Origin of the sequence: Aneurinibacillus migulanus (assembly GCF_001274715.1) — a bacterium.
In the GTDB taxonomy this organism is placed as follows: domain Bacteria; phylum Bacillota; class Bacilli; order Aneurinibacillales; family Aneurinibacillaceae; genus Aneurinibacillus; species Aneurinibacillus migulanus.
This window is the reverse complement of sequence record NZ_LGUG01000004.1, coordinates 4855867-4869079: the sequence shown is the minus strand read 5'-3', so window position 1 is coordinate 4869079 and position 13213 is coordinate 4855867. Positions and strand designations below refer to the sequence as shown.

Genomic DNA, 13213 nt, shown 5'->3' with positions numbered 1-13213 from the left:
TTTTCCTTGCTTGTTTTGTCGAAAAATGTCAAAAATCAAGTTAAAAAGAAAGAGGAATATAAAAATGGATATATATGAAAAATCCAAGCACGTAGTTGAACGCTCATATGCTGATATTCATATCGGAGATACCGCTGAAGTAGTAAAAACCATTACCGATGAAGATATTGTAGCATTCGCTCAGCTTACCGGTGACGTTAATCCGATTCATCTGGATGATGAGTTTGCGAAGAAGACGTTTTTCAAAGAAAGAATCGCTCACGGCATGTTGACTGCCAGCTTTATCTCCGCTGTATTAGGTACTCAATTGCCTGGTACCAATACAATCTATCTGTCACAAAATCTAAAATTTAAGGCTCCGGTCAAAATCGGTGATACGATTACTGCGGTTGCCGAAGTGATAGAAAAAAGAGATGATAAGAAGCTTATTAAATTGCGTACTAATCTCGTAAACCAGCAGCAAAAGATAGTTGTTGAGGGAGAGGCAATGGTAATGAAAATGGAGTAGCGCGTAGCTACTCCATTTTTGATATGTTATCCTGTTAATTTCTATAACGATCAGAAGTAATGTTATCGTTCATATAATTAATTGTCGTAGTAGATGGCATTTCGCTTTCCCTTGAAGTTTCTGATGTTGCGTTACGCATGTTTTCTTTTGCGTCCTCCGCCATTTCCGCTACACGGTTGGATGCGTCTTCGATACGATCCATCAATTCGTTCGGATTGGAAAGAGTGGAAGACATGAGTTCCATCGTCTTGTCCTTAGCTTTTGCTGTACTTCGGAAGACGTCTTCGCGTGTCGCCTTGTCCGCAAGAATAACCGCGGTTGCACCAAGTACTCCACCGGCTACGGTTCCCCAGATAAGCTTATTCATTGATTTTTTTGCTGCTCGTTTTTCCGCTTGTGCCCAATCCGTACTACGTGCGTCTTCTACCATATTAGTCCGTTCAGCACGTCCGACGGAAGCATCCTCATACCAGTTATAGCTATTAGCAGATATGTTGTTCGTATTGTTGCTCATTAGTAGTTCCCCCTATCGGTTATTGTTATGTATGAAGTACCCCAATTTGACAAAAATGAAAACGAAAACGAAGAGAGCAGGAAAATATTCTTATTCGTCGAACTGGTTGATATAGGCCTTAAGGAGATGTTTGTTAGGAGAAAGGAATGTACAGAATGAACAATTGGTCTGTGAAACGAAAGCTGTTCTCCGTTTTGTTTGTAGTGGTATGTGGGTTCACGTTGCTTCTCCTACTCAATGAGTGGTCGAAAAGTCAGTTGTTATCCGCTTCAGCGGAAAAGGACCATGCCAGTCAGAAAATCAGAATGACGCAAACAATCGTGCTGGAGATGGCGGAAGCGCAACGCAGTGCCTCAGAGACACTGTTAGCTCCTGACAGTAAAAAAGCAGATAAAGTAATGGAGCAGGTAGACAAAGCACGCCAAACACTTGCACACATACAGAAAGAGGCGAAAGGCCTGGAAGAACAAAAAATATTGAAAGAGGCTCTTACATTAACGGAAACGTACAAAAGTTTTTTTAGCGGCGTCTACCAAATTGAAGAAAGTCTAGGGAAAGTCGGAGAGAGAAAAAATAAACCCGTCTATCAAACACTGCTTGCACAAATTGAAGAAAAAATCGTTCAGACAAAAAACCAATCGGCGATACGTCCTCTGCTAACCGTAAAGAAACTAGAGAACGATTATTTGTATCTACAGGAAGAGAAGAATACAGCGCAAATGAAGGCTGCGCTGGCAGAGATGAAGCAAGCAGCACCTGAGCTTGCTTTACAGATAGAGCAATACAATCAAGCGTATGAGAAGCTCGTTTATGCAGTGGAAAACGAAAAGGTTATGATTGAGATGTATCATAATGCAGCTAATAAGATGAGCCCGCTTGCGAGTTCGATTCAAAAAGCTGCGCAGAACAGCTACGAAGCGGCAGAAAGTAAGGAGAAGGCGGCTATCATGGTAATGAAATGGCTACCGCCTACGGTAACAGGTCTTATTGTACTTTTTACCGTTCTTTTTATGCTTTATATTAATCGGGGGCTCCAGAACTCGATCCAGTTGCTATTGCAGCTTGCTGAACGGTTAAAACAAGGGGATTTACGGGGTGAAAGTCGGAAGTATTCCGGCGACGAACTTGGACGTCTGGCTGCAGCGTTTGATGATGTACGTCAATCACTGCGAAGCATTATCGAATCATTAAATCGAGATGCACAGGTAGTAAATCAGTCTTCAACTAATTTAACAACCGTTTTTCAGCACTTTTCATCACAAAGTCAGGAAACGGCTGGCAGCATCGATTCCATTGCGCACCATGCCGCTGATCAAAAAGACATTAGCCGTCAATTTGCTACATTGATGCAAGAATGGCAGCAGGATATGGATGAAATTACGGTTCAGACAGAACAGGCGGATGAGAAAGTTAAGGAGCAAGGAGAGGTTACGAAGCGAGGGGTACAGGCGCTTGGCAATCTGGCTGCGGCGACAGATAGAAGCTATGCCTTGTTCCAAAGAATTGAAGACGCAGTAGAAGAACTGGCTGGTAAGTCACATAATATCGAGAAAATTACCGGTGTTATTAGCGGGATTGCCGAGCAGACCAATCTGCTGGCATTAAATGCATCCATTGAGGCAGCACGTGCAGGCGAAGCGGGAAAGGGATTTAGTGTTGTGGCCGAAGAAGTGCGTAAGCTAGCAGAACAATCTCAGCATTCTGCACTTGAGATTCAACACTTCATCGAGGAGATGAAGAAGCAAGTAACGGATGCAGTCGATTCAGTACAGGCGGCCGAGAGTCAATTCGAACAGCAGAAGAAAGAACAGCTTAATACCCGACAGGTGTTTGATGCTACGCAAGCAGGGATGCTATTAATTGAAGCGTTTACAGAAAAGACCGGCGAGCTGGTGAAAAAGATGAACACACAAAAATCACAACTGCTACACTATATAGAAGACATTAGCTTGTCTTCTGGGGAAATGGCGGAATCAACGGCCCAGTTAGCAAGTGCAAGCGAACAGCAGGCTATGGTCTTGCAGGATATAGCAAACAGTGCGGATGAATTGCACGGATTGGCTGAATCTATCGTTCGTCAAGGTGAGAAATTTGCGTTATAACAAGGAGCGGGATTATGATGCGCGAGTATGTGGGAACATGCACGGAATGTGGAGTTCAAATATATTGTCATGACGGATTTATTGGCGGTATTGTGCTAGAAGGGGGCAATCTTTTATGTTTCACTTGTTTTGAAGCAAATGAAAGAAAGCAGGAAGAATAATATAAAGAACCCGGATATCTGCCGGGTTCTTTATACGTTTGCGAAGACTTAAGCTGATTCTTTGGCCTCGGCAATTAATCGGGTAATCTCATACACGCTTGGAAACTCCCATTCATTCCATTCAGATTGCTCCATTGTTCTTGCTCCTTTCTTGCAGTTTAAGTTATATCGACGTATACTCAATGAGTAAACTATAGGAAATATATCGATAGTGTGTTTTTTCAGGTAAGTGAATTTTTCACTTACTTCTTTAATTAGTTTACCCAAATATAATCGAATTTATTCCCTGTTTTACAAATTTGTGCGTGTCCGTTTGAAGGGGGAGCGATCTATGAACAAAATTACCCTGGCCCACGAGATTGTGGAAATAGGAAGGCGTATATACCAGAGTGGCTTTGTGGCTGCAAATGACGGTAACATTAGTGCGCGTGTGGATGAAGAGCATGTGATGATTACCCCAAGTGGAGTCAGCAAAGGATTTATGAAAGCCGATTCCATGTTGCTCATACATCTCGCTTCAGGAGAAGTTGTCGACGGGGTCGGACGTCCATCCACAGAAGGGGCTATGCATTTTGATATTTATAAGCATCGGCCGGATGTCAGAGCGATTGTACATGCTCATCCGCCGACCGCGACCGGATTTGCGGTAGCAGGTATTCCTCTTGATCAACTTGCCATGCCGGAATTAATCGTTTCGATGGGAACGATTCCGCTTGCGCCATATGGTACTCCTGGAACGGCTGAATTGCCAGAGACATTGCGCCCTTTTTATGAAGAGCATGATGCTATTCTACTGGCTAATCACGGTGCTGTAGCGATGGGGCGGACCTTGACAGAAGCGTTATTTAAGATGGAATCGGTAGAGATGTGTGCCAAGATTTTATTTACGGCACGTATGCTTGGACGGGTGCGCGAACTGCCGGATGAACAGGTCAATAAACTGGTGGAAGCCCGTTCATTTTACGGACTTCAAGGAGCGCATCCAGGTAAGAAGATTATTCAACAACGCCGTGATAAGGGGGAGAAAAAATGACAAAAACGTATGAACCACTTCAGTCCGTACGGTGGGATAATAATGAGCTTATTCTTCTTGATCAGACCAAATTGCCGGAGGAGACTGAGTTCTTAATCCTGCAGGATGTACAGCAAGTATGGGATGCGATCGAACGATTGAAGGTCCGGGGAGCGCCTGCTATCGGTATAACCGCTGCATACGGCGTGTATGTAGCAATACGTAATTTTGAAGCTGCTACAGTAGATGAATTGTTAGCGGAAGTGAAAAAGCAGGCCGATTATCTAGCGACTTCACGCCCGACAGCGGTAAACTTGTTCTGGGCCTTGGATCGGATGGTGCACAGAGCAGAGACTGCCGCTACGCAAGGTGAATCGGTGTCAGAGATAAAGCGGTCATTGTTAGGCGAAGCGCAAGATATTCAGGCGGAGGACGAAGCGGTGTGCCGCGCAATTGGAGAGCACGCGCTGACTTTATTCTCGGATGGAATGGGTGTGCTGACTCATTGCAATGCAGGAGGGCTTGCTACCGCCAAATACGGCACGGCAACAGCCCCGATGTATTTGGCGCATGAGAAAGGCTGGAATATTAAAGTGTTCGCGGATGAGACGCGTCCGGTGTTGCAGGGGGCTCGCCTAACCGCATATGAATTGCAGCAGGCAGGCATCGATGTAACGCTTATTTGTGATAACATGGCTGCAAAAGTCATGTCAAACGGTTGGGTACAGGCAGTAATCGTAGGTACGGACCGCGTTGCGGCTAATGGCGACGTCGCCAATAAAATCGGTACATACGGGCTAGCTGTACTGGCACGTGCCCACAATATTCCGTTTTATGTCGCAGCTCCATTGTCGTCCATTGATGTAAAGACGCCGACAGGCAAGGAAATTCCGATCGAAGAACGGGAAGCGGATGAGATTATTCACGGGCTGGGCCGTCAAGTGGCTCCGGCCGATATTAAAGTATACAATCCAGCATTCGACGTAACACCGCATGAATACGTAACGGCGATCATTACGGAAAAAGGAATTATACGTGCGCCGTATACGGAGAAGCTACAAGCGTTGCTTCAAAAATAAAAAGACGGTAAAGAATATAGAGCAGGGAGAGGGATAACGGTTTCTCACCCTGTTTTTATTTTTTCATTTCGTTAAAAGTGATAGTTATTGAGGTATACCATATAAAAAAGTTATTGTCAGTGATAAATGTCATATCTCTAATTTGTAGTTCCGTATATACTAAGCATGTGAAAACTGAACCGACAAAAGGAGAGAATATATATGAACACAACACAGCAAAGCTTATATGAACGATTGGGTGGACAAGAAGGCATCGCTAAGGTAGTGGATGTGTTCTATGATCGAATTCTGGCAGACGATACGGTAAATCATTTCTTCAAAAATACAGACATGGAAAAACAGCGTCGCCATCAAGCCTTGTTTATCTCTTTTGCAACCGGGGGTCCGAACCAATATACGGGCAAAAGCATGACAAAAGCGCACGAAGGCATGAATATTAAGCATGAAGACTTCATGACCATTGTAAATCATCTCGTTGCAGCGTTGAAAGAATTTAATGTAACAGATGAAGATATTCAGGCTATTGCTGAAAAACTTCTTCCAATGGAAAAGGATATTATTGAAAAGTAAATTCATCCTGTAATCTGTATGAAGAACTGTGTAGAAAAATCTATACAGTTCTTTTTTGTTGCCATTTCGTTGATATAATGAGTCGTGAGGCGTGGAAAAGTATACATGTTGGTATATATAATGTAAGCATATGATAAAAACAGGAGATGGAGTATGATTCATAACCGTTATTATCGCATCTTTGCTATTGTTTCCATGACGGTACGCTTTTTTCTTCAGGTCTGGTGGTTTCACCGTACACACCGAGGCGCCAGCAGAGCGGATGTTCAGGAACAGTGGGAAGCTCTTGTAGAAAAGCAGGCACGCCAGTATAAGCGTACGGCGCTGAAACTGGGAGGTCTTTTAATTAAGATGGGCCAGTTTCTCAGTACACGGGCGGATATTATGCCGCGCGCGTTTACGTCTGAACTGTCGGACTTGACAGATCGCGTTCCGTCCGTCCCCTGGGAGAAGAGTAAGGCCATCATTGAACAAGAATTGAACCAGCCTGTTGAGAACATTTTTGTTTCGCTATCAAAAGAACCTGTCGCCTCCGCTTCTATTGGTGAGGTGTATCAAGGATATTTGCAAAACGGCGAAAAAATTGCACTGAAAGTACAACGTGCGGGCATTGAAAAAATTATTGATGCCGATTTTGCGGCTACACGTGTTGTCATACGGCTTGCCAAGCGTTTTACCCGCTTCGGCAAAACGATGGATTTAGATGCCCTGTATCGTGAACTGGAACGTACGATTTCACGTGAACTGGATTTTCGGAAGGAATACGGGCATGCTAAACGGTTTGCCCAGATGTACGAAGGAAACCCGGCAGTAGAAGTGCCACAGTATTATGAAGAGTGGATGACACGACGGATTTTGGTAATGGAATGGATAGAAGGCGCCAAAGTAACCGACCACGCTTTCTTGGAGGCTCATCATATCGATCGGGATGCCTTAGTGCAGCGGCTAACCAACCTGTTTTTGCAGCAGGTACTTCTCCATGGATTTTTCCATGCAGATTTGCATCCAGGAAATATTTTTATCCGTTCTAACGGAGCTATTGTGCTGTTGGATTTCGGAATGGTGGGAGAAATTAAACAGGAAGCACGTCGCCATATTCAGACGCTCATTCAGGCGGTCGTGCTGAAAGATTATGATTTAATGGTGCAAGCATTGGATGCCCTCCGTTTTTTGACGCCGCAGGCCGATCGAGAGCAGATTAAGATGGCGTTGCAGGTTGGATTGGAGATGTATTTGAATCGGGCTTTTGATGCGCTTGACGATGAAATGCTTGAAGAAATACAATTGCAAATCCAAGACTTTGTGCAGGCGCAGCCGATTCAGCTTCCAGCAGAATACGCTTTTCTCGGGCGTGCAGTCAGTACAGTTGTCGGCGTGGTGACGACCATTAAACCGGATGTGGATTTTCTTGAAGTGGGACGCCCGGTTGTCGCAGAATGGCTGAACCAGCAAGAGAACAAGCGGGATAATCGTCGGTTAGCCGTTCAATTGCTACGGGACGTTGCCCGGGAAATGGTGGCTTTGCCCCGTCATATAAACCGTTTTATCGATATGTCTGTTGAAAGGGAATACAGGGAACGACGTATGGCTGAAATGGATCAATGGCTTGTGCATTACCGCAGCAGACAGCGTGCGACGCTTGCTTTTACATTGGCGGGATGGGGTGGTGCGCTGGCGCTGTGGATGACGGATCATTCACTAGAGACGTATATCAGCTTGGGCGTGACTGCACTTGCGCTGCAGCAATGGCTTCTATCGTACCGCAAAGCGAGCAAACTGCTGAAAGAACAGACGGACAAAGTATGGAACAGAGGTGAAGGAAGATGAATCAAGAAAACGGAGAGGAAAAGGTATATAAACAGGCGACGGAAAGACGTGGTCGTTTCGAGTTCAAGGTAGAAGGTCTGAAAGACGGATACCGATTTACCGTTCGGGGTGATGAAGAAAAATTGAAGGAGCAACGGAGAGTAGGCGCGGCCTTTGTCAACTTTTTGAGGCAATCTGAACGTGCCGGTTGGTGGATTCCCTGGCCCTTCCGCTTGCTGTTGCGATTTTGGAGCCGATATAAATAGCAAAGTGGGAAGAATAGGCTGCTCTATCGTTTTCTCAATCTGATTTATTATAGCTTACAGCCAAACATAAAGCCTGCAACCTTTTGATGAAGATTGCAGGCTTTATGTTATTCAGAGGTACGGACTTGCGCTTGAAGTTGTTTCTTTTCCATCCGCTTTTCCAGTTTTTCATATAGCTTATCTACAAGTTTAACGGTTGCGTACCCCAGCACCATACCAGCGATAACATCGATAATCCAGTGAATTTCCAGGTACATTGTAGAGAAAATAACCAGTGAGCAGTATGTAACCATGGAGCGACGGAAAATCTTTCCCTTCTCCCGTAGTGCAAGTAGCAGAATTGCGAATGATACGGATGTATGCATACTTGGAAAGCAGTTCAATGACCATACTGCTGCTTGCTCAGGTGTAAAATTGCGCGCCATACCGTCAGGATGGCCGAGTACGTACCATACTTCCTGTAGCAAGATAGTCGCATAAAACGGTACGATAATCGGAAGTTGAAATGTATGACTGGACAGGACGTAACGCAGCATTTTAGCCGCATCTCTTGTTAGAAAGCTGCGAATAACCGCTACCCAGAGTGCGAGTGAGAAGCCGTATCCATACACCCAACGCAAGAAAATGGTAAACCATTCCGGCTGGTAGACGCGGAAGAGAGCGGCATCATTAAACGGAATGCTGCGGAATAGTTCATTCCAGTTGAACCAGTGGTTAACATGGTTCTTTTCATAGGAGGCGAGCACATACCAGATGTGCGGCGCATTTCGGTAAATAAAATATAAAATGAATAACAAAAAGACGCCTTTCGGAAGAAAAGAGAGCCAGGGTACGTCTTTTTGATCTTGGTTGAAATCGAGGAGAAGAAGCCCCAGAAACAGCCAGTTAAAGATAATCCAATTCTCGACAGTGGAGATATTCCACACGATGGCACCAAAGCATATAAACAGTATAATAAACAGCGCCCGACGCACCTTTGGATAGTCGCCAACGCTTTGCAGCACAGACATAACACGTTGCAATATGTACACACCTCTTGTTTCTCATCTATTCGTTTTACTCCTCATTATACTCAAAAGTCTTGGCTACTACTATACATTTTGAAAAAACGATACATCACCAAGTAAAACGTATTTTTTATGGTACGTTATCTGACGTATCTCGCGTTTATTGGCGCCTCATTATACTATGATGTCAGTAAGTGTGATACAAAAGGATGATGGATATGAACTCATGCGAGGAAATAAAGCGTATGCTGGAAATAGAGGTTGTAAAAGTAGCGGGATCTTCTCTTCCTATCTTTGAGAAATACCATACGTTGAACCTTCTGCACGACAAATTATGCCGAAAAGCCATACAACACGCAGAGCAGTGGATGAACGAAGCTGGCTATGGCATGCCTCCGGTGCCGTATTGCTGGTTTGAGCTTGGTAGTGGGGGACGGAGTGAGCGCACCATTGGTAACGACCAGGACCATGGAATGGTATATGGAGAGGCGGATAGCGACCAGACGAATGAGGAATACACCTCCGCTCTCCACAATTATTTCACATTATTTAGCCAGCGTATTTCGTACGAGCTAAAATTGGTCGGGTATCCGCTTTGTTCGGGCAATGTCATGTCATCCAATCAGCGTTGGCGTCATAGTGTATTGGAGTGGCAACAGGTAATACGTACATGGATAGAAGCGCGGGGGTTGGATGAAATCAGGTACTTGCTTATACTTGCAGACATGCGTGCCGTGTATGGTGAGTGGGCATTGTGTCAACGATTAAAAAGTTGGATGTATGACCAGTTGTACGAGCAGAAGGACTTGCAGCGCCGATTTGTTCAACATTCTCTTGTACATAATATTCCGCTTGGCGTATTTTACAATCTTCATTATGAGCGGTGGGGAGAGCATGCCGGCAAGTATGATGTGAAAGAGGGGGGGTACTATCAACTGGTGAATTCGGTGCGAATTATGGCAATTGCCCACAACCTTGATGCCGTAGAGACGAAGGGAAGATTAGGAGCATTATACCAAAGCGGCATGTTATCCATGTCAGACTATGAACGATGGCTCAGTGTACTGGCATGCTTCCTTGATGTTCGATTACGGCATCATACTGGACTTTATGAGTTAGGAAGGGAACAGCACAATTATGTGGACACAAAAAGCTGGAGCCGGGGGAGAATGCGGGAATGGAAGAATATGTTGTATTTTTTGAAGTGTCAGCAGAATCGTTTAGCTGAAATAATATAAATAAAATAGGTCGGCTATTGCCTGGCACTAGAGATTCAGTGACAGGTAATAGCCTCTGCGTAAGTATTGACAGAGAAAACGAAAATTGTTACTATTCTTACCAATAAAACCAAGTAATTTAAGTTGTATAATTGTATTTAACTGATATTGTCGACTGGTCAACCAGAGACATCGTTTCTTCATAAGGAGAATGATGTCTTTTTTTTTTAGAAAAGACAATCAGAGGAACGGAAGGAACTATTAGTGAGGTTATGAAAAGCGCAGTGTGTTATCAGTTGAAACTCACTATTGCGGCAGAAATCAAGGAGGGAAATCTTATGGATACATTCATAAAACGGAACAGAAGATGGGGAGCATGGATGGCTATATTGTTGATATTTGTATTCATCATTACCGGTTGCGGGGAGAAGTCGGTCGGCAGTTCCGAATCTGCGGAAGCAGAAGAAAAAAAGGTCGTGCGGATTGGCTATTAGAAAGGAAACACGCTTAACATTTTAAAAGTAAAAGGGAACCTGGAAGAGCGCCTGAAAGAGAAAGGTATTTCGGTAGAATGGAAATTGTTTGCCGGTGGTAATCTTGTCATGGAAGCACTAAGTACAGGAAGCATTGATTATGGACACGCGGCCGATGGCTCTGGTGTATTTGCGCAGGCGGGCGACCAGCCCTTTGTTTATGTGGGCAGCGACTTGCCCAACCCGGAAGGAATCGGCATTATGGCGCGTAAAGATGCAGGAATCCGGACGTTGAAAGACTTAAAGGGAAAGACGCTTGGCGTAGGCAAGGGTGGAAACCATCATTATTTAGCTGTTCTGGCGATTGAGCGGGCCGGATTAAAGTTGGAAGATGTGAAATGGGTATATCCTAAAGATGCTTCGCAGATGCGTGCAATGTTTGAAACAAAGCAGGTTGACGCACTAGGTTCGTGGGATCCTTTTTTTGCAACTATTCAGGCCGATTTGCAACCCATTACGCTGACAGATGGAAAAGGGTACACGCCAAATCCCACTTTCTATATGGCGAATAAGACATTCGCTGCTGAACACCCTGACTTGATTAAAATAATTTTAGAAGAGACTGATAAGTCAGACCAGTGGGCTAATAAGAACAAGCCAGACGTTGTACAACTTCTTTCAGAGACGCTTGGAATTGATCGGAAAGCGATTGAAATAGCTGTTAACCGTCGTACATATGGAGTAAGAAAGATAGACACTGAAACCATTAAGGCGCAGCAGCAGTTGGCGGATACCTATCACCGGATTGGATTGATTGACAGAGCCATTAACGTTGGCGATCTTATGCCACAAGACGCTCCATGGACACCTAATCTTGCCAAGAAATGATGAGAAAACAGAAAGGAAGAATAACATTGAAACAAAATACTTTTACCGTATATCTGCTTCCTTGGCTACTTCCGCTTAGTATTCTTATTGGCTGGCAGGTCGCAGCTTCTCTACAAACGGTATCGAGCCGTCTTTTCCCTCCGCCGTTGGATGTATTAAAATCAACCTGGGAGCTGTTGGTTAGCGGCAAATTGTTGTTCCATATGAAAATAAGTTTATGGCGGGCCGCCATTGGTTTTCTTGTAGGTGGCGCGATTGGTTTTATTTTGGGAATTAGCAATGCGTTATTTACTACGTCTTATCGGTTATTAGATACAACCATCCAAATGATACGTAACATTCCGCATCTTGCCCTGGTTCCGCTGGTCATTCTTTGGATGGGTGTTGATGAAGGGGCAAAAATTTTTCTGGTGGCGTTGGGTGTGTTATTTCCTGTCTATATCAATACATTTCATGGTATCAGAAGCATAAACAAGGATTTAATCGAAATGGGAAAAGTGTATGGTCTTGGAACCTGGCCTTTGTTTCGCGACGTAATTCTTCCCGGTGCCTTGCCGTCTATCTTCGTCGGATTACGCTATGCGCTTGGGGTTATGTGGCTGACACTGATTGTAGCGGAAACTATACCTACGAATGAAGGAATTGGGTTTCTTGCAATGAATGCCCGTGAATTCATGCATGCTGACATTATTATTCTCAGCATTATTGTGTATGCGCTATTAGGCAAGCTAGCGGATGTAATTGCTAAAAGTTTGGAAAAGAAAGTGCTGCGTTGGAATGATACCTATAAAGAAGCGTAATGGAGGGAGAATGTTGGAAAGTCCACTTATTTTATCCGATGAACCGATATCAACTTATCAAAAGGGCGCATATATTCGATTGCAGCACGTCAAAAAAACGTTTGACGGTAAACAAGTACTTAAAAGATTGGATTTACAAGTACAGCCGGGTGAGTTTATTGCCGTGGTCGGGCGGAGCGGCAGCGGAAAAAGTACGTTACTTCGTTTAGTCGCAGGATTGGAGCATCCTACATCCGGCAACGTTTCGCTCGATGGAGAGGAAGTAAGAGGAATTCATCACGAGACAACCGTCATGTTTCAAGATGCACGGCTGCTTCCATGGAAAAGCGTGATTGACAACGTAGGCATCGGATTAAAAGGTGATTGGCTAAAACGGGCTGAGTGGTCACTTGCCCAGGTAGATTTGGCAGATAGAAAGCAAGAGTGGCCTTCTGTTCTATCTGGTGGACAAAGACAGCGTGTTGCCTTGGCCAGGGCATTAATCCGTAGCCCAAAGCTTTTACTTTTAGATGAGCCTTTAAGCGCTTTGGATGCTTTAACCCGTTTGGAAATGCAGCAGCTGATTGAAAAATTGTGGTTAGAGCAAAAATTTACAACTTTGCTTGTCACCCATGACGTGAGTGAAGCAGTTCGGTTGGCCGACCGTATTATTTTATTAGAGGCGGGGGGAATAGCAATGGATTTATATAATCGTATCCCCCGACCGCGTCGTCACACTGATCCTCAATTTGCTTCTCTGGAGAAAGAAGTGTTAGACCAAATTATGCATCGTCATAAAAGTTTTTCTATCTAGAATGAAAAGCAGCCATC

At 44.4% G+C, this 13213-nt stretch carries 16 protein-coding genes; 13 read left to right on the top strand and 3 right to left on the bottom strand.

Features of this window, described 5'->3' with window-relative positions; all coding sequences use genetic code 11:
* The first annotated feature begins 64 nt into the window (after nucleotides 1-64).
* Complete coding sequence (locus tag AF333_RS25325; RefSeq protein WP_043068178.1) at nucleotides 65-508, top strand: MaoC family dehydratase; 444 nt, start codon at nucleotides 65-67, stop codon at nucleotides 506-508.
* Between the two features lie 34 nt (nucleotides 509-542).
* Here AF333_RS25325 and AF333_RS25320 read toward each other — a convergent pair whose 3' ends face one another.
* On the bottom strand, nucleotides 543-1022 hold the full coding sequence (locus AF333_RS25320) for a YtxH domain-containing protein (RefSeq protein ID WP_043068177.1): 480 nt from the start codon (nucleotides 1020-1022) through the stop codon (nucleotides 543-545).
* Between the two features lie 155 nt (nucleotides 1023-1177).
* On the opposite strand from AF333_RS25320, the gene AF333_RS25315 reads away from it, so the two are divergent.
* Both AF333_RS25315 and AF333_RS34240 read left to right on the top strand, forming a co-directional pair.
* Nucleotides 1178-3124, top strand: coding sequence for a methyl-accepting chemotaxis protein (locus AF333_RS25315; protein ID WP_235496990.1), 1947 nt, complete (start codon nucleotides 1178-1180; stop codon nucleotides 3122-3124).
* Nucleotides 3125-3138: 14 nt separating this feature from the next.
* A complete protein-coding gene (locus AF333_RS34240) occupies nucleotides 3139-3285 on the top strand; it encodes a hypothetical protein (RefSeq protein WP_158502516.1) in 147 nt (48 codons plus the stop codon).
* A 48-nt stretch (nucleotides 3286-3333) separates the two neighbouring features.
* On the opposite strand, the gene AF333_RS37020 is transcribed toward AF333_RS34240, so the two are convergent.
* Nucleotides 3334-3468 (bottom strand): hypothetical protein, encoded by a 135-nt coding sequence (locus tag AF333_RS37020; RefSeq protein WP_268753642.1) that lies wholly within the window; start codon nucleotides 3466-3468, stop codon nucleotides 3334-3336.
* Nucleotides 3469-3616: 148 nt separating this feature from the next.
* Here AF333_RS37020 and AF333_RS25310 point away from each other — a divergent pair, with 148 nt between their 5' ends.
* From AF333_RS25310 to AF333_RS25290, 5 genes are all read left to right on the top strand, one after another.
* A complete protein-coding gene (locus AF333_RS25310; protein WP_043068175.1) occupies nucleotides 3617-4318 on the top strand; it encodes a class II aldolase/adducin family protein in 702 nt (233 codons plus the stop codon).
* Nucleotides 4315-5376, top strand: a complete 1062-nt coding sequence (gene mtnA / locus AF333_RS25305; protein ID WP_043068174.1) for an S-methyl-5-thioribose-1-phosphate isomerase — start codon at nucleotides 4315-4317, stop codon at nucleotides 5374-5376. The genes AF333_RS25310 and mtnA overlap by 4 nt, the downstream gene beginning before the upstream one ends.
* A 201-nt stretch (nucleotides 5377-5577) precedes the next feature.
* Nucleotides 5578-5946 (top strand): group I truncated hemoglobin, encoded by a 369-nt coding sequence (locus AF333_RS25300; RefSeq protein ID WP_043068173.1) that lies wholly within the window; start codon nucleotides 5578-5580, stop codon nucleotides 5944-5946.
* Nucleotides 5947-6099: 153 nt separating this feature from the next.
* The gene (locus AF333_RS25295; protein ID WP_043068172.1) at nucleotides 6100-7773 is read left to right on the top strand and encodes an ABC1 kinase family protein; all 1674 of its coding nucleotides are present in this window, start codon (nucleotides 6100-6102) and stop codon (nucleotides 7771-7773) included.
* Nucleotides 7770-8018 (top strand): hypothetical protein, encoded by a 249-nt coding sequence (locus AF333_RS25290; RefSeq protein ID WP_043068171.1) that lies wholly within the window; start codon nucleotides 7770-7772, stop codon nucleotides 8016-8018. The genes AF333_RS25295 and AF333_RS25290 overlap by 4 nt, the downstream gene beginning before the upstream one ends.
* Nucleotides 8019-8125: 107 nt before the next feature.
* Here AF333_RS25290 and AF333_RS25285 read toward each other — a convergent pair whose 3' ends face one another.
* Entirely contained in the window at nucleotides 8126-9040 is a 915-nt protein-coding gene (locus AF333_RS25285; RefSeq protein WP_052520530.1) for a phosphatase PAP2 family protein, read from the bottom strand.
* A gap of 203 nt (nucleotides 9041-9243) precedes the next feature.
* Here AF333_RS25285 and AF333_RS25280 point away from each other — a divergent pair, with 203 nt between their 5' ends.
* From AF333_RS25280 to AF333_RS25265, 5 genes are all read left to right on the top strand, one after another.
* Nucleotides 9244-10263, top strand: coding sequence for a DUF294 nucleotidyltransferase-like domain-containing protein (locus AF333_RS25280; RefSeq protein WP_052812349.1), 1020 nt, complete (start codon nucleotides 9244-9246; stop codon nucleotides 10261-10263).
* 317 nt (nucleotides 10264-10580) lie between these two features.
* On the top strand, nucleotides 10581-10736 hold the full coding sequence (locus tag AF333_RS37245) for a hypothetical protein (protein ID WP_307723418.1): 156 nt from the start codon (nucleotides 10581-10583) through the stop codon (nucleotides 10734-10736).
* An 18-nt stretch (nucleotides 10737-10754) separates the two neighbouring features.
* On the top strand, nucleotides 10755-11603 hold the full coding sequence (locus AF333_RS25275; RefSeq protein ID WP_307723419.1) for an aliphatic sulfonate ABC transporter substrate-binding protein: 849 nt from the start codon (nucleotides 10755-10757) through the stop codon (nucleotides 11601-11603).
* Between the two features lie 26 nt (nucleotides 11604-11629).
* Nucleotides 11630-12403 carry an aliphatic sulfonate ABC transporter permease SsuC gene (ssuC, locus tag AF333_RS25270; protein ID WP_407638668.1) on the top strand — a complete coding sequence of 258 codons (774 nt, stop codon included), beginning with the start codon at nucleotides 11630-11632 and terminating at the stop codon, nucleotides 12401-12403.
* A 10-nt stretch (nucleotides 12404-12413) separates the two neighbouring features.
* Nucleotides 12414-13196 (top strand): ATP-binding cassette domain-containing protein, encoded by a 783-nt coding sequence (locus AF333_RS25265; protein WP_043068169.1) that lies wholly within the window; start codon nucleotides 12414-12416, stop codon nucleotides 13194-13196.
* The last annotated feature ends 17 nt before the right edge of the window (nucleotides 13197-13213 follow it).

Excerpts from the sequence above, each read along its gene's own strand:
- AF333_RS25325 (WP_043068178.1), top strand. The coding sequence starts at position 65 with ATGGATATATATGAAAAATCCAAGCACGTAGTTGAACGCTCATATGCT.
- AF333_RS25315 (WP_235496990.1), top strand. The coding sequence starts at position 1,178 with ATGAACAATTGGTCTGTGAAACGAAAGCTGTTCTCCGTTTTGTTTGTA.
- AF333_RS25310 (WP_043068175.1), top strand. The coding sequence starts at position 3,617 with ATGAACAAAATTACCCTGGCCCACGAGATTGTGGAAATAGGAAGGCGT.
- AF333_RS37245 (WP_307723418.1), top strand. The coding sequence starts at position 10,581 with ATGGATACATTCATAAAACGGAACAGAAGATGGGGAGCATGGATGGCT.
- mtnA (WP_043068174.1), top strand. The coding sequence starts at position 4,315 with ATGACAAAAACGTATGAACCACTTCAGTCCGTACGGTGGGATAATAAT.
- AF333_RS25295 (WP_043068172.1), top strand. The coding sequence starts at position 6,100 with ATGATTCATAACCGTTATTATCGCATCTTTGCTATTGTTTCCATGACG.
- AF333_RS25265 (WP_043068169.1), top strand. The coding sequence starts at position 12,414 with ATGTTGGAAAGTCCACTTATTTTATCCGATGAACCGATATCAACTTAT.
- AF333_RS34240 (WP_158502516.1), top strand. The coding sequence starts at position 3,139 with ATGATGCGCGAGTATGTGGGAACATGCACGGAATGTGGAGTTCAAATA.
- AF333_RS25320 (WP_043068177.1), bottom strand. The coding sequence starts at position 1,022 with ATGAGCAACAATACGAACAACATATCTGCTAATAGCTATAACTGGTAT.
- AF333_RS25300 (WP_043068173.1), top strand. The coding sequence starts at position 5,578 with ATGAACACAACACAGCAAAGCTTATATGAACGATTGGGTGGACAAGAA.
- AF333_RS25280 (WP_052812349.1), top strand. The coding sequence starts at position 9,244 with ATGAACTCATGCGAGGAAATAAAGCGTATGCTGGAAATAGAGGTTGTA.
- AF333_RS25290 (WP_043068171.1), top strand. The coding sequence starts at position 7,770 with ATGAATCAAGAAAACGGAGAGGAAAAGGTATATAAACAGGCGACGGAA.